Consider the following 24,611-nt stretch of genomic DNA (forward strand, 5'->3'; position numbering starts at 1 on the left):
TGTTGGCAAGGATGTGGATATCCTGGGCACCCGGCGCGTAACCCGTTGATCTGGCACGAATTCCAGGTGCCACGTGCGCATCGCGCATTGGCCGCCACAGGATCGAGGCGAACGCGGCCGATTCCGAACTATGAGGAATCTATCGCGTGACACTTATCCACAGATTTTGTTGGCAAACCTGTGGATATTCCGCCAAAGTGCCGCGCAAGCCACTGATGCAAAAGGGAATTTGGTAGATCGCGCGCCGCAGGTCAACGATGCGACATCGATTGGCACCTGTGCGTCACCTGTGCGGTGCCCGTTTCACGACCGTCCGACAAGTGTCCGATCGTGAGCCGGTTCTCCACAGATTTTGTTGGCAAGCTTGTGGATATCCTGCGCATCCGCCCCCTAACTCATTGAGCGCACGGGAATTTGTATGCACGGCGCTGGATCGGGCAGCGCCGGCGCGGGCAGCAACGCACGCGCCGGCACCGTCCGCGTCAATGCCGGTCGAGACCGCTGCGCAGGTCGCGCGCCTTGTTGCGCAGCGCCTCGTAGCCGGAGCGCGCATGCTCGGGCAGATCCGGGTCGCCGATCAGCGCACCCAGGGTTTCGATCAGGCTGTAGAGAATGCCTTTCGCCGCGCCGACGGCGATGCGCTGCGATTCGATCGACTCGTGCAGGTGGTTGACCGCCGCTTCGAGATGCTCGAGCTTCTGCTCGCCGTCGTCGGGCCGCTTGTCCGTGGTCATCTTGGATGCCTCCGCCATAGTTAAAGGGTCATGTCGCGATTCTATGCCGCTGCGCGCGTATGTGGCACGACCTGGCTCAACGACGCGCCGCCCGGCCGCTACAGCACCGCGACGACCTTCACGCGCCCCGGCTCCGCCGCCGCGACCACCTGGCCGTCGACACGCCGGAACGTCAGCGACACGCTGTCGTCGCCGACCCGCAGATCGTCGATCCGCAGCCAGTCGACGCCTTCCGGCAGCGCCGGCCGTTCGACCCGCACTTCGTGACGGGCTGCGTCGACGCTCACGCCGAGGCACGCCTGCAGCATCATGAACGGCGCGCCGGCGGCCCACGCCTGCGGCAGGCACGCGACCGGATACGCGGTCGGCGGCTCGCCGCGCCGGCGCGGGAACCCGCAGAACAGTTCCGGCAGCCGCATCTCGAAGCTGACCGCCGCCTCGAACAGCGAACGCAGCAGGTTCAGCACGGCGGCCTTGTCGCCGTAGCGCGCGAGCCCGCGCGCGGCGAGCGCATTGTCGTGCGGCCACACCGAGCCGTTGTGATACGCCATCGGATTGAAGCGCGGCTGGCCGGCCGCCAGCGTGCGCACGCCCCAGCCGGTCTGGAACAGCGTCGAGCCGAGCGCATCCGCGACCGCCGCGCCGCGCGCCGGGTCCGGCAAGCCGAACGCGAGCAGATGCCCGGCGTTCGACGCGAGCACGCGGCACAGCTCGCCGTGGCCGTCGAGCGCGATCCCGTAGAAATTCGCGTCGGGCATCCAGAACAGCGCCTCCACCTGCTCGCGCAGCAGCTTCGCGCGCAGCGCATAGCGCGTCGCGTCGGCCGCATGGCCGCGCCGCTGCGAGCACGCCGACATCGCGTCGAACGCCGCGCACGCATATGCCTGCACTTCGACGAGCGCGATCGGCCCGTCGGGAAAGCGCCCGTCCGCATGGAACACCGAATCGTGGCTGTCCTTCCAGCCCTGGTTCGCGAGCCCGCGCTCCGACGTGCGCTGGTAATCGAGGAGTCCGTAAGGATTGCGGTCGCACTTGTCGCTCACCCACTGGATCGCGCGTTCGAGCGCGGGCCACAGTTCGTCGATCAGCGCGTCGTCGCCGGTGTGCTCGACATACGCGCCCGCCAGCACGACGAACAGCGGCGTCGTGTCGACGCCGCCGTAGTACAGCGCGAACGGCACCTCGCCCGTCGCCGCCATCTCGCTCTTGCGGAACTCATGCATGATCTTGCCCGGCTCGGCGTCACGGAACGCCGACGTCTCGCGCGCCTGATGCGCGGCCAGAAAACGCAGCACGCCGCGCGCGAGCGACGGCTGCAGCCACAGCATCTGCAGCGACGTGATCACCGCGTCGCGGCCGAACGGCGTCGAGAACCACGGAATGCCGGCATACGGATACGGGCCGGTGTCGAGCTGCGTCGTCAGCAGCCCGAGATCCGCGAGCGAACGGTCGAGCCACGCGTTGAACAGCGGGTTGCCGGTGCGCACGCGGGCCATCGTCGCGCGCCGCGCGCGCATCGCGCGGTGCACCGCGACGAGCGCGGTGCGCAACGCGGCGCGGCCGCACCCGGGCGTCTCGCCGCGCGCCGCGCCGACGGTCGCCTCGACGCTCAGGTAGATCGACACGCACGCCTGCGCGGCGATCGTCAGCCGGTAATCGGCGCGGTCGACCGACAGCGCGTCGGGCGCCGGCGAGAAGTTGAGCGTCACCGCGCGCTCGACGCGATCGAGCCCGTCGTAGCGCAGCCGCACCGCGCCCGCGTCGATGCGCGGCTGAGCGATCGTGCCGCGGCGCGCGCGATGCGTGCCGCGCACCTCGAACATGTCCTTGAAATCGGCGGCGAACGACACCGACAGCGGCACCTCGGCCTCGCTCGCGCCGTAGTTCGTCAGCGTCAGCGCTTCGTACAGCACGTTGTTCGCGAGCACGCGCATCCGCTCGATGTGGATCACCCCTTCGGGCGTCTCGCGGCCGCCGAGCGGCGGCAGCGGCCGGTTCGTCAGGTGCGCGGTGAACGACGCGTTGTCGGCGCTGGTCGCGCCCGACAGCAGCGATGGCGCGCGGCCGCCGAAGGTCAGCCGCCATTTCGACAGCACGCGCATGTCGTCGACGAACAGCCCGTCGTCGTGCCCGCTGACGTCGCCGAGCGCGTCGCTGACCACGAACGCGTCGCCGGCCTTCAGCACGTACTGGTTGTTGCGCGCGTCCGCCTGCGGGTCGGCCTCGGGCGCGATGAATGCGGGGCCCGACGCCTGGGTCGGGGGCACAGGCGCGACTTGCGGCGCGCGCGTCGTCGTCTCGTCGGCGTGATTCGGCATCGATGCTCCTGTGTTGGGCAGCACGCGCAGCGCGCGTCGCTCGTTCCGCACAGGATAGGCCAGAACGATGGATGTGCGCAGCGCGTGTGTGGCAGAGGCGCTGCGTGGGCGCGTGGGCGCGAGTGGCTGGCGTGGCCCGCCCGGCGTCAGTCCACCGGGCACATCGCGAGCCGCCCCATCGCCTCGCCCGCGCCGCGCACGGCACAGGTCGCGGGCTCGTCGGCGACGCGGGCGACCAGCCCCGTCTCGTCGCGCAGCAGGCGTTCGAGATCCGCGAGCAGCGCGCCGCCGCCCGTCAGCACCACGCCGCGATGCGCGATGTCGGTCACCAGTTCGGCCGGCGCGTTTTCCAGCACCGATTTCACCGCGCCGATCACCTGCTTGAGCGGCGCGGCGAGCGCGTCGGCCACGTCGTGATTGGACAGCTCGATCGAGCGCGGCAGCCCATCGCCGATGCCGCGTCCGATCGCGCGCGTCGACGTGCGCGGCACGGCGCTGGTGGCCGAGCCGATCGTCTGCTTGACGCGCTCGGCCGTCTGTTCGCCCAGCAGCACGCCGTACACGTTGCGCACGTAGTTGATGATCGCGGCGTCGAACTGGTTGCCGCCGACGCGGATCGCCTCGCGATACACGATGCCGCCGAGCGCGATCACCGCGACTTCGGTCGTCCCGGCGCCGATGTCGACGACCATCGAGCCGACCGGCTCGGTGACCGGCAGGCCCGCGCCGAGCCCGGCCGCGAGCGCTTCCTCGATCAGCGCCACGTCCGATACGCCGGCCGCGAACGCGGCTTCGCGCACCGCGCGACGCTCGACGGCCGTCGCGCCCGACGGCACGCACAGCGCGACCTCGACGCGCCGGCCGAACCGCGAGCGCGTGCGCGACATGTCGATGAAGTGGCGGATCATCTGCTCGGCTGCGTGCGCGTCGGCGATCACGCCGTGCTGCAGCGGCCGCACCGCCTCGAGATGGATGGGCTCGCGGCCGAGCAGCGCCTTCGCGCGTTCGCCGACCGCCTCGAGGGTCGGACGCGCATCGGACATGCCGGCCTTGCGGAAACAGATGACCGACGGCTGGTTCAGCACGACGCCCCGGTCGTGCGTATAGATCCGCGTGGTCGCGGTACCCGGATCGATCGCGACGGGATGCGCGAACAGCTTTCCGAACAGCGGTGTCGACATATCAACCCTTTTCATGAACAAACCGGCCGGAACGGCCGGCCCGCATCGATGCGGCACGCATTTGCGGTCCCATCACGGACTTAGCGGCAAATCGTTCCGATACTTTAGGCAATTCTAATGATTTTTTTGCGACGAAATGACCGAAAACCCGGGCCGGCCGCCGCACGACTACGCGCCGAGCGCTCGCGCTGCGCTTGTAAAACACGTTAATCTCTCGGTTTTGCCTGCTTCCGGCAGGCTTCCGACGCCCATCACGCCAGGTATTCCAACATGACAGCGCCTGCCTCCCTTCGCTGGCTCGCGGCGCGCCGGCTCGGCGCAACGCTCGTTGCGCTCTGGTGCTGCGCCGCCGCCGCGCAGCCCGTGCCGGCCGCCGACACCGCAACGCGCGCCGCCCAGGCAGGCGCCGGCACGGCCGGCGCCGCTTCGGCCGCGGCCGCGGCATCGACGACGATGGTGGCCGCCGCCGCCGTAGCACCCGCCGCAGCCCCCACACCGAGCTGCACCGCCGACGGCGGTCCGGCCGGCCGCCCATCGGTCGGCCTCGTGCTGTCCGGCGGCGGTGCGCGCGGCTATGCGCATCTCGGCGTGCTGAAGGTGCTCGAGGACAACCGCATCCCCATCGACTGCATCGCGGCCACCAGCATGGGCGCCGTGGTCGGCGGCCTGTATGCGAGCGGGATGCCCGCTGCCGAGATGCAGAAGCGCCTGTCGGAAACGAATCTCGCCGACATCGCGTTCGACGTGACCGAGCGCGCGGACCTGCCGCAGAGCCGCCGCGAGGACGAACGGCTGTACGCGAACGGCGCGACGCTCGGCTTCAGCGGCAAGGGCGTGAAGGCGCCGGCGGGGATCGTGCAGGGCAACCGGCTGCAGGCGCTGCTCGCCGACTGGACCGCCGCCGTGCCGATCAACCAGCCGTTCGACAAGCTGCCGATTCCGTATCGCGCGATCGCGACCGACCTGCAGACCGGGCAGATGGTGGTGCTCGATCACGGCTCGCTGCCGCTCGCGATCCGCGCGAGCATGGCGATGCCGGGCCTGTTCGCGCCCGCCGAGATCAACGACCGGGCGCTGGTGGACGGCGGCCTCGTCAGGAACCTGCCCGTCGATAGCGCGCGGCAGATGGGCGCGGACGTCGTGATCGCGGTCGACATCGGCTCGCAGCTGCGGCCGCTCGACGCGCTCGCGTCGCCCGCCGACGTGGCTCAGCAGATGGTCGGCATCCTGATCCGCCAGAACGTGGCGGCGCAACGCAAGCAGCTCGCGCCGCAGGACGTGCTGCTCACGCCCGAGCTCGGCACGCTCACGTTCACCGATTTCCAGAAGGCGAACGAGGCAATCGCCGCCGGCGCGGCCGCCGCGACCGCGGCGCTGCCGCGCCTGAAGCGCTACGCGCTCACGCCGGAGCAGTACGCCGCCTACCGGGCGGCGCACACGCAGCCCCTGCCGCCGGCGATCCGGATCACCGACATCGAGATCCGGACCAACGGCGGCGTGCCGCAGCGGGTCGTCAGGGACGCGCTGCACGTGAAGCCCGGCGACACCTACGACCCGAAGGCGGTCAGCCGGGACCTGCTGACGCTCACGACGGGCGGCAATTTCGAGGGCGTCACGCAGCAGGTCGTCAGTAACGGCGACGACAACCGGCTCGTGATCGATGCGCGCGAAAAATATTGGGGTCCGAATTTCCTGCTGTTCGGCCTCGGCATGTCGAGCAGCTCGACCGACCAGGGCGGGTTCCGGCTGCACGTCGGCTACCGGCGCCCGTGGCTCACCGAGTCCGGTCTCGAGTTCCGCACGGACGCGACGGTCGGCAGCGACCTGAACGCGGTGCACGTCGAGCTGCGCCAGCCGCTGTCGGTGAAGTACGGCGATTACATCGCGCCCTACGCCGAATACCAGCGCCGCTACGCGAATCTGTACGACGATAGCGGCGACGTGAAGGTCACGCAGTACATGGTCCAGACGGCGCGCGCCGGTATCGACTTCGGCGCGCCGATCGGGCGGCTCGGCGATTTCCGGATCGGCCTCGCGTATACGCACAGCCACGGTTCGCCCACCTACAACCTGCCGCTGCAGCTGCTCGACCCCGACGTGACCGATCAGACGGCGCTGCTGTTCCCCAGCTACTCCGCGGATGCGCTGTCGGCCCGTGCGCGGCTCGTGATCGACCAGCTCGACGATCCGATGTTCCCGCGCAAGGGCTACTTCGCCGAATTCCGCGTCGAACGCTCGCTGATGTCGCGCAACGGCGCGTCGTCGGAAACGGTCGATTCCAGGATCACCGACGCGCCCTACACCGAGCTGTACGGCAAGCTGATGGTCGCGCAGCAGTTCGGCCGGCACAGCGTCAGCGCGGGCGTCGAGGGCGGCAAGAGCATCGGCGGCACGAACCTGATCAACGCGTTCAACTTCACGCTCGGCGGGTTCCAGCATCTGGCGGCCTACGCGGCCGACCAGCTGAACGGCGATTCGCTCGTCTACGGGCAGATCACCTACATGAACCAGCTTGCGACGTTCAATTCGTCGCCCGTCAAGGCGCTCTTCGTCGGTGCGAGCGCGGAGGTCGGCAACGTGTGGTCGGGCGGCGCGAGGATCGGCGGCGGCGCGCTGAAGCAGAGCTACACGTTCTTCACCAGCCTGACGACCGCGTTCGGCCCGCTGTACATGGGTGTCGCGCTCGCGCCGGGCGGCCGGCGCAACATCTACCTGCAGCTCGGCCGCACGTATTGATGCGCCGCGCGGCCGGCCGTGCCGGTCACGCGGGCCAGCTGATTTCGAAGCGCGCGCCGCCGAGTTCGGCCGGATCGACCACCGCGATCCGGCCGTTGTGCGCCTGCAGCACCTGCCGCGTGATCGCGAGGCCGAGGCCGTAGCCGCCGGTGCGCCGGTCGAGCCGCACGAACGCTTCGAAGATCCGCTCGCGCTCGGATTCGGGCACGCCGGGGCCATCGTCCTCGACGTAGATGCCGATATTGCCGTGGCCGATCGCGATGCCGACCACGATGCGCGAACGCGCGTACTTGCTCGCGTTGCGCAGCAGGTTGCGCATCGCGTACGACATCAGCCGCCGGTCCATCTCCACGCGCACGTCGGTCGCGATCGCGATGCGCGTCTCGATCGTCTTCTCCGGATACAGCAGCGCGGCGTCGTTGACCTGATGCTCGAGCCATGCGGCCAGCGCCGTCGGCTCGAGGTTCGACTGCAGCGAACTGTATTCGAGCCGCGCGTAGGTCAGGCTCATGTCGATCAGCTCGTCGAGCTCGGTGACGTCCTGCGCGATGCTGTCGAGCGCGCTCTCGTATTCGGCCGCCGAGCCGGGCTCGCGCAGGATCTCGAGCGCGAAGCGCACGCGCGCGAGCGGCGTGCGCAGCTCGTGCGAGATCCCGTTCGTGAGGTCGCGCTGCGCGGCGATCAGGCGCTCCATCCGCATCGCGAGCGCGTTCAGCGTGCGCGCGAGCGGGCCGATGATCACGCTGTGCGATTCGCGCGCGCGCGTGTTGAAGCGCCCGCCGGTGAAGTCGATCGCGCGCTCGCGCACCATCACGAGGTCCGACCACACCGGCCGCATCCAGCGGTACGCGGCAAGCGCGGGCGCGGCGAACACGAACGCGAGCACGAGCCACACGTCGCCCGGCAGCGCGTCGAACGCATGCCACACGAGGCGCGGCGACAGCACGACGCACAGCGCGAGCGCCGGCACGAGCGCCGTCAGCAGCACGAGGCCGAGCAGATGCAGGTAGGTGCGCACGTACAGGCGCGACCAGCTTGGGATGCGGTCGGCGCGCGTGTCGGTCCACGCGCGGCGGAAATGCATCCAGCGCCATCTGACGTAGCGCAGCGGCGACAGGCGGGGCGCATTGGGATGCGCGGCGGGTCGTTTGATCATCGCGGGTCTCGGGTCTCGGCTATCGGATGGGGCAGCCGCGCCGGCCCGCGCGGCGTCAGTCCCACGCATGCTTGCTGAACTGGTAGCCCTTGCTGCGAATCGTCTTGATCCGCTGCGGGTTGCTCGCGTCGTCGCGCAGCTTGCGGCGCAGCTTCGAGATGCGCCCGTCGATCGTGCGGTCGAGGCCGTCGAATTCGACGCCGCGCAGCTGCAGCATCAGGTCGTCGCGGCTGACGACCTCGCCCGCGTGGCAGACGAGCGCCCACAGCAGGTCGAACTCGGCCGACGTCAGGTCCGGCGCGCTGCCGTCCGGCAGCATGACGGTGCGGTCGGTGCGGTCGATCGAGAACTTGCCGAACGTATGGCGCTCCGGCTGCGGGGCCGAGCCGTCGGCGGCGCGCGCCGGCGCGCGGCGCAGCTGCGCCTTGATCCGCGCGAGCAGGATGCGCGGTTCCACCGGCTTGTGCACGTAGTCGTCCGCGCCGATTTCGAGGCCGAGCAGCTCGTCGAACGGCTCGTCGCGCGCGGTCACCATGATGATGACGCCGTCGTACTGCTTGCGCGCCTCGCGGCAGATCTCGAAGCCGTCCTTGCCCGGCAGGTTCACGTCGAGGATGACGAGATCCGGGCGGATGGACAGGATCGCCGGCACTGCGGCATCACCGTGCAGCACGGTGTCGACTTCATAGTCGTTCTTGCGCAGATAGCCGGCGATCAGCGTGGAGAGGCGAGTGTCGTCTTCGACGAGCAGGATCCGGAAAGGCATGGGCACACAATCGGTTCAACAGGGAAGCGGCGCAGGAACGGACAAGGTTCGGCAGCCGAAACGTACCGCATGATACTGCGCCTGCCGGATGCGCATCTTCTTATCTCGAAAAATGAGGGCGCAAATACCTGTCGGCGGCGCATGGCGCTTGACGAATTCGCGCCGAAACGGTTCCATACGGGCTCGCCGCAATCCGGGCGCCGCGCCGCCCTCGCCTGAAGTCATGAATTACCAACCGATCCTCGAACGCATCCACACCGAACTCGCCCCCTGGATCGGCCAGGGCCGCGTCGCCGACTACATCCCCGAACTCGCGAAGGTGCCCGCCGACAAGTTCGGAATGGCGGTCGTGACGCTCGACGGAAACGTTTACACGGTCGGCGACGCACGCGAGCGCTTCTCGATCCAGAGCATCTCGAAGCTGTTCGCGTGCACGCTCGCGTTCCAGCTGCTCGGCGACGCGCTGTGGGACCGGGTCGGGCGCGAACCGTCGGGCAACGCGTTCAACTCGCTCGTTCAGCTCGAGACCGAGCGCGGCAAGCCGCGCAATCCGTTCATCAACGCGGGCGCGCTCGTCGTCACCGACGTGCTGTGCCGCCGCTTCGTGAAAGCCGAGACCGCGCTCGTCGAATTCGTGCGGCGGCTGATCGGCGCGGCCGACATCGACTACGATTCGCGCGTCGCGCTGTCGGAACTGCAGCACGCCGAGCGCAACCGCGCGATGGCGCACTTCATGGCGAGCTTCGGCAACATGCAGATGCCGCCCGAGACGGTCGTCGACGCGTACTGCCGCCAGTGCGCGATCGAAATGAACTGCGTCGAGCTCGCGCGCGCGGCGCTGTTCCTCGCGAACGGCGGCGTCGCGCCGGTCACGGGCGAACGGATCGTCGATTCGAGTTCCGCGAAACGGCTGTCCGCGCTGATGCTGACCTGCGGCACCTACGACGCGGCCGGCGACTTCGTGTACCGGGTCGGCCTGCCCGCGAAGAGCGGCGTCGGCGGCGGGATTGTCGCGGTGCTGCCCGGCGAGATGGCGGTGTGCGTATGGGCGCCGGGGCTGGACGCGAACGGGAACTCGCTCGCTGGGACCAGGGCTTTGGAATGGTTGACGACTTATTCGGGGCGGTCGATTTTTTGAGGTGGCGGGGACAAGCTCGCCTCAGCGGGGGCGAGGGCGGCAGGTGAATATCGGTGCGCACCGGTGCGCTTAATGGTGGATTCGGCCATTGGGAGCGATTGACCCGGAGCGGTCCCTCGATTTTCTGCAAAGCGGTCGCTCCAAAGCACGAATCAACCGTTGAGCCTTGTGGTACCAAAGAAGATTTCGACGAGCAAAGCTAAGAGTACCTGGCCATGACGGCTCATCCCACTCAACGGCAACGCAACCTACTTTGCGACAGCCTTTGTCGCCTGCTTTATGAATTCGGCTTTGGCCGCCCTTGCCAACTCTTCTGGTATCGGTGTACTACGAACGGACTTGTCCAGTTCTGCCAACGCGCTACCACGGGCAATCAATGCGGGGTATACATAGGTCAAGCAATACTCCCCAAGGCGCTTGTATTCGCGTACTGCGGCAGCAGCGTCTCGCTCGTACATGCCAAAATTGGCCGCGTCCACCTGCTGCAACTTCCCTGAATACGCCTCGTTGTCTGTTCCTCGAGCCAGCGCGGTGAAGAAGATCATGCGCATGCTTGCTTCTCTCATTGCCTCGTAGACCGCCTCCGCTTGTTGTGTGTTCAAGCCACCTTTCAGTAGAAGGTCACGGTCGTAAGTGAACCAGTTCCGCTCGTAGATCGCTTTCTCGCACGCCACAAACTTGGTCTGCCAGTCCGCATCTTTGTACGCTCCAAAACCATCGTCAACACCGGCGGCCATAGCATGGGGCAACCCCGTTGCTTGTACGACGAAGAGTGCAGCAAGCAGAGTTTTTTTCATCATCTTCATTCATCCTTGTTGAGTAGTTCAGCGATCGTAGTAGCAGATTACGAAGTGGGAATTGTAGTGCTGGCATTGGAACGACCGCTCATGGCTGCGCTGTGGAACGCTGTCTGTCCGATTTTGTCGACGATTCTGCCTCGGCAGTCGACTGACCGCTTCTGGCCGAGGCCGTGTAAAAACGCGCAGAACGGCCGACCGATCCCTCCTCGGCGGGAGCACAGTTGCGTTAGGACGTGACGCAGGCAAATGAAGTGATCGTGTTTTACTGGCAAACAGCGTCGGCGCGCGCATTCACGCGCCTGCCAGCTTCATCGCTCGCATCGTCTTTGCGAACCCGAGAATCCTGATGACTCGCTTGAGGTTGTATGCCAGCACGTGCAAACTCATTTCAGCGGCGACATGGCCAAGTCCGCGCGTCTGGAAGTGCGTCGCCCCATCCAGTACTTGAGTGTGCCGAACACGTGCTCGACCGTGCGCCGTCGCATCGTCATGGCATCGAGCTGGCGATCCAGCCTGGACTGCATCGCCTCGAGCACCGCTGCGTGTTCCCATCGTCGAATACGCCGATAGTCAGTGGGCGTGCACCGGTTCTTTATCGGGCATTTCGGGCAAGCGCTGCTCCAGTAGGTACGCAGGGCCATCGGAGTTTCGCGCTCGACGGAAGTAAATCGGTAAATCGCCCGTTGCCCCGCTGGACATAGGTATTGGTCGTCTTTGGCGATGTAGATGAAGTCGGCCCGATCGAACCGTCCATCTGCCTTTGCACTGGAGGTTTGTGTTTTTGGCACCAGAGCTGCAATACCAGCGTCATCGCATGCTTTGATCTCCGTGCCGCTGTAATACCCGCGATCGGCCAGCGCCTTGAGCTTCTTCTTGCCCATCGCTTCGCGCGCGGCTTTGGCCATCGGGCTTAGCTGAGCGCGGTCACTACCGACGTTCGTCACTTCGTGTGTCACGATGAGGTGGTGCTTCGTATCAACAGCCACCTGAACGTTGTAGCCCACCACGCCTGTGCACTTGGCTTGCGACATCATCGAACGTGAGTCGGGATCAGTCAGCGAACCCTGTTTTTCCGGTAAATCATTCAACAGTTCCGCGGCCCGATCCAGATCGCGCATCTGCTCGCGCAGCGTCTCGATCTTTTCCCGCAGCCGTTCGGTTTTCGCTTCGACCTCTGCGGGTTGCGTGCGATCAGCAGTTTCCAGCGCATCCAGATAGCGCTGGATGCTTTGCTCGATCTGCTCCTGACGCTTTGCGATCTTGTTGGGCGTGAAGTTGTTATCGCGACTGTTGACCGCCTTGAACTTGCTGCCGTCGATGGCAACGACTGCTTGCGTGAACAGCTTCAGGTCGCGGCATATCACCACGAAGCGGCGGCATACATTGCGAATGCCGGCGCCATTGCTGCCCGTGAACTCGGCAATCGTCTTGAAGTCCGGCGCGAGGCGACCGGTCAGCCACATCAGTTCGACATTACGCTGGCACTCGCGCTCCAGACGTCGGCTCGACTGCACACGATTGAGTAGCCGTAGATGTAGAGTTTGAGCAGAACGGACGGATGGTAAGACGGTCGGCCCGTGATCGCCGGCGTGGTGCCTTCGAAGCCCATGGAAGCCAGATCGAGTTCGTCTACGAATGCGTCGACGATCCGCACGGGATCGTCTTCAGCGATAAAGTCTTCGAGACACTCCGGCAGCAACGTGGCCTGATTGCGGCTTGCACCTTCGACGAATCGCCCCATCTCCGCCTCTCGCGCTAACAGGTTGATTCAGTCTAGGCGATCGCGCGGGTTTTGACACACCCTCGGCCGCTTGCGGGCAGCCGTGGTCGGCATTCGCGATGCCCGATAACCGGGCTATCGATCCAGCGCGAGCTTCGCACCCAGACCGAGCAAGACAGTCCCCATCACGGCATCGATCGGCTTGCGTATGCGCGCGTAACCCACTTGCACGCGCTCGGTGGAAAACAGAATCGCCATCGCGCCGAACCACGTCAGCGAGACTGCCGTAACGATGGCCAGGGTCGCGCCGTGCACCCACAGCGGGGCATGCGCCGGCAGGACCGTGATGAAAAGGCTGCCGAAAAACGCCGCCGCTTTCGGGTTGGTAAGTCCGACCAACAGACCTCGTCGATATGCCTGCCCGTCGCTCTTGGCGGACTGCGCATCTACCTCGGTTTGCTGCATCGGTTTTCTCAACCCGGCGAGCGTCTTTCCGCCGAGATAGACGAGATAAACCGCGCCGGCGATCCGAATGACTTCATACAGCCATGCGAGCTTTGCGAGGATGAGCCCAAGGCCGAAGATTGCCAGCGCCGCCCATAACGCATGTGAAGTCGAAATGCCGGCAGTCGCGTAAAGACCGGCTCGTCGTTTGGCAAGTGCATGCGACGTGACGGCGATAAGGTCGGGACCGGGGCTGACGCAGGCCAGAAGCATTACGCCGCCGACGGCGGCGAGTTGGGCAACGTAGGTCATATAAGCGCTATAGCCTTTGAGAAGACCATGATGGGCGGACTCACTCTAGCACGGCCAAAATGGGCTAAACCGGCTCAATAGCCGTCGCATTCAAATGCATGCTTCGTCTTGACGCTTATCGGTATCGAACTCCCCACGCACGAACCGTTCTCAAACCGTCGCAAGAATCAACCGCGCAGGCGTCACCCCGATGAGCAATCCGTCGTCGCGGTTCGCCAGATAGCGCTGGTTCAACTCCTCCGGCGTCCACGCATTGATCTGGCCGAATCCCAACGCACTCAACTTCTCGGCAATGACGGCCGGCTCGAAAAAGGTTTTCCACGGCTCGCCGCGCTCGGCGAGCCGCGCCGTAAACTGCTCCATCGCGATACGCATGATCGTCGGCAAGCCCGAAAGCGGCGTCACGTACTCGAACAGCACGGCGCTGCCTTTCGCGCAACCGGCGATGAAGCGCAACGTGTCGATGACCGCCTCCTCGTCGAGATACATCGTCACGCCGAGCCAGCTGAAAACGGCCGGCGCATCGGCGTCGAAACCCGCCCGCGCCAATCCCTCCGCCAGCCCGACGCTTTCGAAGTCGACCGGCACGAAATGCAGCGACGACGGCACCGCGATGCCTGCCTCACGCAAGCGAGCCTGCTTCCACGCCTGCGTTGCCGGCAAATCGACCTCGAAGATTCGCCCGGGCATATCGGGATGCCGAAACGCGCTGGTATCGAGCCCCGCCCCGAGAATCACGTACTGACGAATGCCGCGTTCGACGGCCTCGCGCCACACGTCTTCGGCCAGCCGGCTGCGCACGATGACCGAGCTGCGCATGCCGACCGACGGCGGCTCGCGGAATCGGTCGAGATTGTCACGCAGCGCCTGTGCTTCGGCGGCGCCGAGGATCGGCAGCGCAACGGGATCGTCGAGCACCAGCGGCCGATCGAGCAGTTGATGTGCGGCGCGCTGCGTCGCGACCATCAACGCGCTCGGCTTCGGGCCGCCGTCGACTGGCGACATGTCGCGGCCGGCGAGATGCGCGGCGTTCAGATACGCGAGCAGCGAATCGTCGAGGCCCACGCCCAGTTGCAGATCGGGCTCGCGCATCAACGCATCGCGCACACGTGCCTCCAGCACCGCGTCGTCTCCGCAAAAGCTGTCGCGGAACAGTTGCTGCCAGCGCCCGACGATCGCCTGCACCGGCGCGGCGCCGGGGTCGACACCGGCTGCCATGTTCGCCCTCAGCTCGACCACCAGCGCCGGCCATGCGCGATGCTTCGCGCTCGCGAACTGACGACGGCGCACCCCGTCGGCCTGCGCCGGACTGAGATACTTCGCGAGCAGCGCGCAGCGCGCGTGCATGAAGGCTTCGTCGATCCATTCCAGCATCTCGACGGTAATGCCCACGATTTGCCGCGCGCGCGGCTCGCGCAGCTGCATCAGCATCAGCTTGGTCGCGAGGTCCGGGTCATTGCGCGTCATCCGGACCACGAGCCGGATCCAGCGCCACGCCAAAGCCTGAGCCGCATCGCTCGCGGTGGGCAACGCGTTCTGCATGGCAACGCGGACCTCCTCTATCAGCGCGGCCCATGCCGGATCCGACGGCGCCGCCGTCTCGGGCCCGGATGCCAGCAACGCATCGAGTTCTTCGTCATCGAGATGCTTTTCGTACATGTTCATCAGCTCCAGAGCGTTCATCCAATCGGCGGCGGCGATCTCGCTGCCGGCGCAAACCATGTCGACGATGTATTGCAAGCGACGGCCAAGGCGCTGCGCGCGCAGCGCCTGCGCATTCAACTCGGCGATCTGTCGTTGCAGCAGTTCCAGCGGAACGCGAGCCGGGTCGCCCTCGAGGCTCGCCTTGATGTCCGGCAGCGAATACCCGAAACGTTTCAGCGCCTCGATGCGATGCAGCCGGATCAGGTCATCCTGCCCATACAGGCGCGCGCCGCCTTCGGTACGCTGCGACGGCGACAGCAGCCCGATCGCGTCGTAGTGGTGAAGCGTACGGACAGTCAATCCCGCCTTGTTCGCGAGTTCGCCGATTTTCAGTCGCATTGCTTTCTCGATCGTCGAGGGTCAACGTTAAAAGCTGACGTAGCGTCAGGTGCAAGGGGAATCGACGGGTTGGGGGCATCGCTCCGGCCCCCAGCGGTCCCTCGTTGCGCAGCGTGCATCGTGCCATGACAGACGGCGCCGGATCGCGCCGATGCGCGAGCTTGGCGAAAAGGTGACGAAACGCAGCCCAATATACAGACTGTCGCACCGCAAGCACGGCGAAGCACGCGCGTATCTAGGGACCGGTCACGGCGGGCAGTAATTCACTCCGCCCCGTCGCCGCGCTTCTCGGATGAGTTTTCGCGAACGGAGACATCGGAATATGTCACTTGTCGGCACATTTGCGGCTGCTTACGATCGATTCGACTAGTCAAGGCGGGCGCGCTCGGCATGGCCGACGCGAGCCCGGTCTCTTCTCTATCGACAGGTGCCCGGCATGATCGACCCGAACAAGAGCAGACGCGCCAGCTTCGCGGTATTCGCGCTGCTATATCTAGGCTATTGCATTTCATACATCGACCGCTCGGCGATCGCGCTCTCGCTCGTTGCCATCGGCAAGGAGTTTCATGTCGGCTCGGCCGCGCTCGGCATCGTCATGAGCACGTTCTATATCAGCTATGCCGCCATGCAGATTCCCGGCGGCTGGATCGCCGACCGCTGGGGCAGCAAGAAGGTCATCGTCGTCTCGGTGGCATTCTGGTCGCTGTTCACTTTGATGACCGGCCTCGCGTGGTCGCTCGCCTCGTTGATCGCGATCCGTTTCATCTTCGGTCTGGGCGAAGGCGGTTATCCCGGCGCGGCCGTCAAGGGCGTCACCGAATCGGTGGCGCGAGCGGATCGTCCGAAGATGTCCGCGCTGCTGATGTCGTCGAACTACGTCGGCAGTTTCATCGCGCCGCTCGCGATCGCACCGCTGATTCTGCTGCTCGGCTGGCGCCATGCATTTTTCGTTGCGGGCTGCGCCGGCCTCGTGTTCGCGCTGTTTTATCTGTTCGCCGTGAAGGATACGCATCAGAAGCGCGATTCAAATGGCCGCGCCGCGCGCATCGACGGCGACGCGACGCGCGCGCTGCTCAAGATGCCGCTGATGTGGAAGATCCTGTTGACGTGGTTCGGCATGGGCATCGTCAACAAGGGGCTCGACGCATGGATGCCCGCGTATCTGCTGACCGAGCGCCACCTCGATCTGAAGGCCGTCGGCATGCTTACACCGTTGCCGTTCGTCGCGGCGAGCATCTCGACCGCACTCGGCGGCTGGATTCTCACGCGCTGGTTCGATGGTCGCGAGAAGTGGCTGATGGCCGCGTGCTGCGCGATCTCGGGGTTCTTCCTCTACCAGATGTACACGGCGCAAACGGTGACGGGCGTGATCGCGTATCAGTCGATCGTCTACTTCTTCAAATCGTTCGTGTTCGCAGGCGTGTTCGCGTTGCCGGCCAAATTCCTGCCGACCAATCTCATCGGCACAGGCGCGGGAATGGTCAACTTCGGCGGTCAGGTAGCGGGGTTCGTTGCGCCCGCAATCATCGGCCTGCTGGTGTCGGCGACGGGCAACTACGACGCCGTGTTCGGCTTTCTGATCGTGGCAACGGCGTTCGCGCTCGTCACGAGTCTGTCGATTCGTCTGGTGCCCGAAGCCACTCCGCACGTGGGCGCGACGAAAGAAGCCTGATCGCTCGACGGCGGCGACAGGCGCTATGATGAAGCATCACGTGTCATCACATCGAGCCATCATGAGCGCCCGCATTCTTCAGGAAGCCGCCGTCCGCTACTTCCTCGAAGTGGTCAACACCGGCTCCGTTGCCGACGCCGCCAGTCGTTTGAACGTCGTGCCTTCCGCCGTGAGCAGGCAAATCGCGCGGCTCGAAAGCGAGCTCGGCACGCCGCTGTTCGTGCGGCGATCGCGCGGCATGGTGCCGAGCAAGGCAGGCGAAATGCTCGCCGCGTATGCGCGCCGTTCGCAGCTCGACGCGGAGCAGATTTCTCTGGAAATCGACGCACTGCGCGGTGAAGCCGAACGCACGATCCGCATCGCCTGCACGGAAGGATTCTCGGCCACGTTCGTGCCGCGCGCGATGGCGGTGTTCCGCCGAACCGTCGCCCCGGCGTCGTTCGAGGTCGTGGTCGACACGGCCGCAGGCGTCACGCAGCGCGTGCGCGAAGCCGAATGCGATGTCGGTCTGACGTTCAGTTTCGGACCGGAAAAAGACATCCACACCGCGTTCTCCATGCCTTCGCCGATTCACGCGATCGTCGCGGCATCGCATCCGCTCGCGCAGGAGCCGCAGGTTTCGTTCCGTCGACTGCTCGCTTATCCGCTCGCGTTGCCGGGCGTGCATTCGACGCTGCACAAGCTGATCGATATCTATTGCAGCCGCGAAGGCGTCGCATGCAAGAGCGTGCTGAGCAGCGCAACGCTCGAAACGCTGCTCGGCTTCACCATCGCCAGCGACGCCGTCACGTTCAGCGGAGAACTGTTTGTGCGGCCGCGTCTGGCATCGGGCGAGCTGGTCGCGTTGCACGTGCCGGAACTCACGACGAGCGAACGCGCCATCGAAATCCAGACGCTCGCGCGGCGTGCGTTGCCGCCGCTTCTGGACGCGTTTATCGAGCACTTGAGCCGCGAGCTCGCACCTGCCGCACGCGTTGAGCAAAAGTGAATCCACGTTTCGATATTCATCACTGGTCGCTGCCTTTCTCGTCGTCTACATTGGCGCTCTGTTGCATGACCGTTTAAAGGACCGCCCGATGAGCGACCGCCACGAACTCACCCGCCATACCGCCGTCGCGTTGCGCGCGCTGTTGCTGGCGCGGGAAATCTCCGCTGTTGAACTGCTCGATGCCTGCATCGCGCGCATCGAAACGCTCAATCCGTATGTCAACGCAATCACGGCGACGAGTTTCGAACGCGCACGCCGCGAAGCGCGCGCCGCCGACGCCGCGCTCGCACGCGGCAATGCCGTCGGTGTACTGCACGGCTTGCCTGTCGGCATCAAGGATCTCGAAGAAACCGAAGGCCTTCTGACCACCTACGGTTCGCCGTTGTACCGCGCAAACATTCCCGCACAGGACAACACGCTGGTGCGCCGGTTGCGCGCGGCAGGCGCGATCGTGGTCGGCAAGACCAACGTGCCCGAAATGGGCGCGGGTGCGAACAGCTTCAATCCGGTGTGGGGCGCGACGGGCAATCCATTCGATCCGCGTCTGAATGCGGGCGGTTCGTCGGGCGGCTCGGCAGCGGCGCTTGCGCTCGATATGGTGCCGCTCGCATCCGGTTCGGACACGGGCGGCTCGCTACGGATTCCGGCGGCCAAATGCGGCGTGGTCGGTTTGCGCACCTCGCCGGGGCTCGTGCCCAGCGATCGCAAGCCGCTCGGCTGGACGCCAATTGCCGTGGTGGGGCCGATGGGTCGCACCGTCGAGGACACGTGGCTCCAACTCGCCGCGACGGTCGGGCAATCCGGCAGCGATCCGCTCGGTTATCCGTGCGCGCTCGACGCGACGATGGAACGCCGCGCGCACACGGATCTCGCGACGCTGCGTGTGGGCTACACGGAAGATTTCGGTGTCTGCGCGGTCGATGACGATATCCGCGCCGTGTTTCGCCGCAGGATCGCGTTGCTGCGCGGCGAAGTGGCCGTCTGCGAGCCGATCGACGTCGATTTCTCGGGCGCGCATCAATGCTTCGACGTGTTGCGCGCGGAAGCCTTCGTCGCGGGTCTGCAAAAAGCCTACGAGACGAATCCCGATCTGCTCGGGCCGAATCCGCGCGCCAACTACGAAATGGGCATCAACCTCGGTCTTGCCGATTGCGTGCGCGCGCATGCCGACCAGACGCGGCTGTTCCGCCGCTTCCAGACGCTGTTCGATCGCTACGACGTGATCCTGTCGCCCACGACGCCTGTTTCGCCGTTCCGTTGGACGCAGCCGTATCTGAAATCGGTGAACGGCATCGCACTGGAAAACTACTATCGCTGGCTGTCGCTGACCTATGTCGTCACGCTGACGACGAATCCGGCCGTGTCGCTGCCGTGCGGCGTCGATCATCGCGGCATGCCGTTCGGCTTGCAGATGATCGGTGCATTTCGCGGCGATCTTGCGCTGCTCGACGCGGCACGCGCATTCGAAACACTCTTCGAGTCGTCGGACGAAATGCGCCGCCCGATTCCCGATGTCGCGAAATTGCGCGCATCGGATGTCGATCTCCGTTCCATCGTCACGCATCCGCCGGTGCTGGACGCCGCGTCGTCCTCCCACGCTTGCGCTTCGGCAGTCTGATTTTGCCCATGACCGATTCCATCTACGGCAAGCCACTCGAATCCTGGCTTCGCGACTACCCGCTTCTGCGCCCATTGATGGCGCTCGAGCCGGTCGAGTGGTTCAACCCCGCCGTCGCGCCGCTGACCGAAGCGCTCGATGACATTGCGCTGGACGCCTCGCATATCGCCGATGCGAGCGCGCGCCTGCAACGCTTCGCGCCGCTGCTGGCCGACCTGTTCGCAGATGTGTGCGACACGGGCGGCATCATCGAATCGCCGCTCACCGACGTGCCTGCGTTCGCGCAGGCATTGAGCGAACGTTACGGCGTGGAAACGCCGCGGCGCCTGCTGCTCAAGCAGGACAGCCATCTGCCGATCTCCGGCTCGATCAAGGCGCGTGGCGGCATCTATGAAGTGCTCTTCTACGCCGAGCAGCTTGCGCTGCGCCACGGCTTGCTCAACGACGGCGACGATTACCGCGTCCTCGCCGGCGACGCATGTCGCGCGCTGTTTCGCGAGCACCGCATCGCGGTCGGGTCGACCGGCAATCTCGGCATGTCGATCGGCATCGCGAGCGCGACGCTCGGCTTTGCGGCGACCGTGCATATGTCCACCGATGCGCGCCAATGGAAGAAGGACCGCCTGCGCGCGCATGGCGTGACGGTCGTGGAGTATGCGGGCGATTACGGCGAAGCGATCGAGAACGGCCGGCGTCTTGCGGCTAACGATCCGATGTGCCACTTCGTCGACGACGAAAATTCGACGACGCTGTTCCTCGGCTATGCGGTCGCGGGTGAGCGCCTGAAGCGTCAGCTCGAAGCGTCGAACGTGCGTGTCGATGCGACGCATCCGCTCTTCGTGTATCTGCCTTGCGGCGTAGGCGGCGGCCCGGGCGGTGTCGCGTTCGGCTTGAAGCTCGCCTTCGGCGATGCGGTGCACTGTGTTTTCGCGGAGCCGACCCATTCGCCGTGCATGTTGATGGGCGTGCTGACCGGCTTGCACGAGCAGCTTGCGGTGCAGGATTTCGGTATCGACAACGTGACGGCCGCCGACGGCCTCGCGGTCGGACGCCCTTCCGGATTCGTCGGTCGTGCGATGCAACGGATGATCGATGGCTATTTCACCGTCGAGGATCGCGAGCTATATGCAATGCTCGCGCTGATGGCGCAGACGAGCGACATCCGGCTGGAGCCGTCGGCGCTGGCCGGCGCACCGGGTTTCGCGCGCGTGTCGACGGAGCGGCAAGGTTACCGTGCCCGCATGCAACTGGACGACTCCGTCATGCGGGACGCGACGCATGTGATCTGGGCAACGGGCGGCGGTATGGTGCCGCAAGCTGAGATGAACGCATATCTGCAGGCCGGGCGGCAGGCACTGGCGGGGTCTTGATTGCGGCTTCGAGGCTATAACTGGATCGGGCGCCCGGCCGGTGGCCCCGTGCTGTTTTTTCAGCGCTTGCGCTAGCGTCGTTCAGAACATTTCAGATTGCTGCTCTGCTGCCCAACCTATCATTGCTGCACAGCAGCCGGAAGCGTCGCGCGACGCTCTTCATATCGATGCGCGGAAAGCCGGCCCATGAAGCGAAAGGCAATTCCCATCTGAAGGAGCGAGCAAAATGAGCCGGATTACGACGCCTGACGGTACTGAAATCTATTACAACGACTGGGGAACCGGGCAGCCGATCGTGCTGGTTGGCGGGTGGCTGGTCAGCGCCGACATGTGGGAATACCAGGCGCACTTCCTCGCCAGCAACGGCTTCCGCGTCATAGCGTATGATCGCCGGGGCTTTGGACGGTCGAGCCAGCCGTGGTCGGGCTACGACTACGACAGCCTCACGAGCGACCTGGACGAGTTGATTCAGCAGCTGGACCTCACCGACGCCATTTTGGTCGGCTACTCGATGGGCGGCGGAGAAGTTGCACGATACATCGGTACGCGCGGATCGAAGCGTGTCGCCAAGGTCGTTCTTCTCAGCGCGACGACCCCGTTACTCATGGCAGGGGCCGATAACCCGGCGGGCGTTCCCCGCGACATTTTCGACGGATTGCGTGCCGGCGTACTCCATGATCGCGCCGATTTTCTGGTCAATTTCGGTCGCGCCTTTACAGGAGCCGATCATGACGCGTCGGTGGTCACGCAGGCGATGCTCGACTGGACATTCGATATGGCAATCACGGCGAGCATCAAGGCAACCCATGACTGCATTGCATCGTTTTCCGAAACCGATTTGCGTCCCGACCTGAAAAAATTCGATATCCCCACGCTGGTCATCCACGGCGGCGCCGACCCCGTTGTGCCAATCGACCTTTCGGGCAAGGTGTCTGCCGAGCTGATTCCCGGTGCGAGACTGGTTGTCTACGAGGGCGCCTATCATGCGTTGTACTACACGCACAAGGATCGCCTCAATCAGGACATCTTGGACTTTGCCCGATCGTCGTAGGACTGCCGCCGCCGCTTCGACATGGCTCAGGCAAGCGCCGCAAGCCCTTGCCGAACGCGATCGCGATGCATCCAGCCCACCATACGGATGCCGACGCGGAAAACGGGCTGCGGAAAGCGGTTGGTCGCGCAACCGGAACCGCCGGCGGTGCGATCGCGCGGGAGCTTCGTATCATTGCGGCGATCGAAGCATTCCCGTGCAACGTACACCTCCGGCGTCAGACCTCAAAACCAACCACCGAACCGCGCTCACAAATCTCCCCGCACCTCCCCCGTTCCCAGCGCGCTCCGCTGCCGGTTGACTTCCGCCCAAAGCTCATCGCTGTCGTCATTGCGCAGCAGGACCATCCAGTCCAGTTGATTGTCGGTCACGCCGAAGTATTCCAGGATTTCCCGGCGAACCGTATCGATGAACTGCGCGTATTCCGGGGTTGCCTGGGCCTGCGCGTGCAAGGCATCGTATGCTGCATCGTCCGCGCCGCCGCCGTGCTCGTCGATATAGCGCGAGATCCACTGGTCTCGTTCGTGGTCGTAATCGGCCTCGGCACGCATCGCTTGCACAGCCGTGTAGAAATCCAATTGGGCAAACGCGGCGATCGCCGCCGTTGTCGCCTCGTCGAATGTAGTCGTCATTCCATCTCTCATGTTGGTCATCGCACATCATCGCACGGGGCGCACGCCTGGGGACGCGCGCGCTCCGGTATGCCGCCCATCGCGGCCGCCTGCGCGACAAAACGCATATTTTGCCGCACTCCACGAACCTGAGCGCCGACACGAACGCCGCTCGCGAATAGCCGATAATGGCCGCAGCCGCTGGCAGAGGGCAACGCGGCGCACGCCCGCATGGTCGGCACGTGTACCACCCCACCGGCTTACATTGCCCGACCTGAAACACGCGCGCGCCCGAACCGTTGCCGCCGTATCCGCCCCAGCCGATTGTTTGAACCCACCGAAGTGACCATCGAAGTGACCCACGGGAGAGCATCAGCCATGCAACCGGAACACGCTTCAGATCACGCCACGAACGACCCGACAGGCCCGGATGCACGCGCACACGCGCCGCTTCCGCCGCTCGTGCCCGCGCAAACCGCGCTCGTCGTCATGCATTACCAGACCGACATTCTCGGGCTCTTTCCGTCGGCGGCGCCCACGCTGCTCGCGAACACACGCCGGCTCTGCGACGCGGCGCGCGCGGGCGGCGCGCACGTCTGCTTCGCGAATCTCCACTTCAGTCCCGGCTACCCCGAAGTCAGCCCGCGCAACAAGAACGGCCAAGGGATCAAGCAGCTCGGCCGGTTCGTCGACGACGGCCCATGCCCCGAACTCGGCCGGCTCGACGGCGAGCCGCTGATCGCCGCACATCGCGCCAGCGTGTTCTTCGGCACCGATCTGCAGGCACGGCTCGCCGCGCGAGGCATCGACACGCTGATCATGGTCGGCATTGCGTCGACCGGTGTCGTGCTGTCGTCGGTCGCGTATGCGAGCGACGCGGATTTCCGCCTGTATACGGTCAAGGATTGCTGTTACGACCCGGACCAGGTCGTACATGAACATCTGTTCGCCACCGCATTCGATTCGCGCACGACGGTGCTGTCGCTCGAACAGGCGCTGCGCCTGCTCACGTGAATGCGCAGCGCGCCGGCCGCGCCGACCACACCGTGGGCGGCCGGCGCGGCACGCGCGACGTCGCGCCTCACTTCGCGATATACACGCCCGTCGTCGGGCACGTGCCCTGCGTGCTGCCGTCGGTCACGAGCGACGCGGCGCTCGGGAATTGCGCGGTCGCGTCCGTCTTCACCGCGATCCACGCCTCGGTGAAATAGCTGACGCCGTTCGCCTTCGTGCATTTCAGCGACACCGCGCTGCGCGTGTTGCTGCCGAACGCGCCTTCGAACGCGGACAGCAGCTGGTTGCGGGTTACGGTTCGGCCTGCGTTCGCCTGCAGAAACGCATTGAACGACGTGTTGCCGAGGCGGCTGATCATGCCGGCCGCCTGGTTCCAGTACGCATCGGGCGACGCCGCGTTCGCACAGGTGCCGTGCTTGAACCACTCGTGCTTGTCGAGGCACGACGCGACGCCGGGCATGTAGGTCGACAGCGTATTGCGGGTCGCGGCGCTGATCGGGTACGCGTCCATGCTGCACCACTGGTGGCTGTTGTCGAGATCGATGTCGCTCTGCGGCACGCCGCAGTAGAACGGCTGGTTGCCGTCGTAGCTGTTCGGCCACAGCCCGTGCAGCGACAGGCTGGTCGCCGCATACGAGCCGGCGAGGTTCGAGCACTCCGGCGTGGAATGCGTCGCGCAGAAGCCCGGCTCCCACGAGGAGGCAAGCAGCAGGTAGTCGTAGCTGGTCTGCGCGCCGGCATGCAGCGACGCGGATGCGACGGCGAGCGCCGCCACGGTGCGGGCGAGTGTGTTCAACATGGCATGTCCTCGGAAAAGGCTTGCGATCGCGCGCGGCGCCGCAAGGTTGTCGAATGTCTGCCCGCGATTGTTGCCGCAGCAACATGGCACGAATATGAACGGATGACGAAACGGAGCGGCGGCCGTGGATTCGCCATGGG

The 24,611-nt window shown here is 65.5% G+C and carries 18 protein-coding genes and 1 pseudogene; 8 read left to right on the forward strand and 11 right to left on the reverse strand.

The annotated features are described in order from the left end of the window. Positions 1-482 precede the first annotated feature (482 nt). From WJ35_RS26945 to WJ35_RS26955, 3 genes are all read right to left on the reverse strand, one after another. Positions 483-734: a hypothetical protein gene (locus WJ35_RS26945; RefSeq protein ID WP_069240652.1), complete on the reverse strand. Its 252-nt coding sequence runs from the start codon at positions 732-734 to the stop codon at positions 483-485. Positions 735-832: 98 nt separating this feature from the next. Then, entirely contained in the window at positions 833-3,052 is a 2,220-nt protein-coding gene (locus WJ35_RS26950) for an amylo-alpha-1,6-glucosidase (protein ID WP_060232935.1), read from the reverse strand. Positions 3,053-3,198: 146 nt separating this feature from the next. Continuing rightward, the gene (locus WJ35_RS26955) at positions 3,199-4,233 is read right to left on the reverse strand and encodes a rod shape-determining protein (RefSeq protein ID WP_069240414.1); all 1,035 of its coding nucleotides are present in this window, start codon (positions 4,231-4,233) and stop codon (positions 3,199-3,201) included. Positions 4,234-4,503: 270 nt separating this feature from the next. Here WJ35_RS26955 and WJ35_RS26960 point away from each other — a divergent pair, with 270 nt between their 5' ends. Next, positions 4,504-6,969 (forward strand): patatin-like phospholipase family protein, encoded by a 2,466-nt coding sequence (locus WJ35_RS26960; protein ID WP_069240415.1) that lies wholly within the window; start codon positions 4,504-4,506, stop codon positions 6,967-6,969. Between the two features lie 25 nt (positions 6,970-6,994). Here WJ35_RS26960 and WJ35_RS26965 read toward each other — a convergent pair whose 3' ends face one another. Next, the gene (locus tag WJ35_RS26965) at positions 6,995-8,125 is read right to left on the reverse strand and encodes an ATP-binding protein (protein WP_060232850.1); all 1,131 of its coding nucleotides are present in this window, start codon (positions 8,123-8,125) and stop codon (positions 6,995-6,997) included. Between the two features lie 55 nt (positions 8,126-8,180). Continuing rightward, positions 8,181-8,891 (reverse strand): response regulator, encoded by a 711-nt coding sequence (locus WJ35_RS26970; RefSeq protein WP_060232852.1) that lies wholly within the window; start codon positions 8,889-8,891, stop codon positions 8,181-8,183. A gap of 223 nt (positions 8,892-9,114) precedes the next feature. Here WJ35_RS26970 and WJ35_RS26975 point away from each other — a divergent pair, with 223 nt between their 5' ends. Continuing rightward, positions 9,115-10,029: a glutaminase gene (locus WJ35_RS26975; protein WP_010089825.1), complete on the forward strand. Its 915-nt coding sequence runs from the start codon at positions 9,115-9,117 to the stop codon at positions 10,027-10,029. 248 nt (positions 10,030-10,277) lie between these two features. Here WJ35_RS26975 and WJ35_RS26980 read toward each other — a convergent pair whose 3' ends face one another. From WJ35_RS26980 to WJ35_RS26995, 4 genes and pseudogenes are all read right to left on the reverse strand, one after another. Beyond that, positions 10,278-10,835: a hypothetical protein gene (locus tag WJ35_RS26980; protein WP_059474693.1), complete on the reverse strand. Its 558-nt coding sequence runs from the start codon at positions 10,833-10,835 to the stop codon at positions 10,278-10,280. 285 nt (positions 10,836-11,120) lie between these two features. Next, positions 11,121-12,570 (reverse strand): annotated as a pseudogene (locus tag WJ35_RS26985) (IS1182 family transposase). A 114-nt stretch (positions 12,571-12,684) separates the two neighbouring features. Beyond that, complete coding sequence (locus WJ35_RS26990; RefSeq protein WP_069240416.1) at positions 12,685-13,305, reverse strand: LysE family translocator; 621 nt, start codon at positions 13,303-13,305, stop codon at positions 12,685-12,687. A gap of 150 nt (positions 13,306-13,455) precedes the next feature. Next, positions 13,456-15,348 carry an SAM-dependent methyltransferase gene (locus tag WJ35_RS26995; RefSeq protein ID WP_069240417.1) on the reverse strand — a complete coding sequence of 631 codons (1,893 nt, stop codon included), beginning with the start codon at positions 15,346-15,348 and terminating at the stop codon, positions 13,456-13,458. A gap of 436 nt (positions 15,349-15,784) precedes the next feature. Here WJ35_RS26995 and WJ35_RS27000 point away from each other — a divergent pair, with 436 nt between their 5' ends. From WJ35_RS27000 to WJ35_RS27020, 5 genes are all read left to right on the forward strand, one after another. Continuing rightward, a complete protein-coding gene (locus tag WJ35_RS27000; RefSeq protein WP_059460569.1) occupies positions 15,785-17,020 on the forward strand; it encodes an MFS transporter in 1,236 nt (411 codons plus the stop codon). 61 nt (positions 17,021-17,081) lie between these two features. Further along, a complete protein-coding gene (locus tag WJ35_RS27005) occupies positions 17,082-18,008 on the forward strand; it encodes a LysR family transcriptional regulator (RefSeq protein ID WP_224056444.1) in 927 nt (308 codons plus the stop codon). Between the two features lie 88 nt (positions 18,009-18,096). Further along, positions 18,097-19,626: an amidase gene (locus WJ35_RS27010; RefSeq protein WP_059739067.1), complete on the forward strand. Its 1,530-nt coding sequence runs from the start codon at positions 18,097-18,099 to the stop codon at positions 19,624-19,626. Positions 19,627-19,634: 8 nt separating this feature from the next. Next, entirely contained in the window at positions 19,635-20,996 is a 1,362-nt protein-coding gene (locus WJ35_RS27015) for a D-serine ammonia-lyase (RefSeq protein ID WP_011880681.1), read from the forward strand. Positions 20,997-21,222: 226 nt separating this feature from the next. Further along, complete coding sequence (locus tag WJ35_RS27020; protein WP_059739071.1) at positions 21,223-22,047, forward strand: alpha/beta fold hydrolase; 825 nt, start codon at positions 21,223-21,225, stop codon at positions 22,045-22,047. Positions 22,048-22,295: 248 nt separating this feature from the next. On the opposite strand, the gene WJ35_RS27030 is transcribed toward WJ35_RS27020, so the two are convergent. Then, complete coding sequence (locus tag WJ35_RS27030; protein ID WP_069240653.1) at positions 22,296-22,679, reverse strand: ATP-dependent protease; 384 nt, start codon at positions 22,677-22,679, stop codon at positions 22,296-22,298. 357 nt (positions 22,680-23,036) lie between these two features. Between WJ35_RS27030 and WJ35_RS27035 the strand changes: the two genes are divergently transcribed. Continuing rightward, a complete protein-coding gene (locus tag WJ35_RS27035) occupies positions 23,037-23,672 on the forward strand; it encodes an isochorismatase family cysteine hydrolase (RefSeq protein ID WP_069240418.1) in 636 nt (211 codons plus the stop codon). A gap of 67 nt (positions 23,673-23,739) precedes the next feature. Here WJ35_RS27035 and WJ35_RS27040 read toward each other — a convergent pair whose 3' ends face one another. Then, a complete protein-coding gene (locus WJ35_RS27040; protein WP_069240419.1) occupies positions 23,740-24,471 on the reverse strand; it encodes a ribonuclease T2 in 732 nt (243 codons plus the stop codon). Positions 24,472-24,611: the final 140 nt, after the last annotated feature.

It is taken from the genome of Burkholderia ubonensis (assembly GCF_001718695.1).
Classification (GTDB): Bacteria; Pseudomonadota; Gammaproteobacteria; order Burkholderiales; family Burkholderiaceae; genus Burkholderia; species Burkholderia ubonensis_B.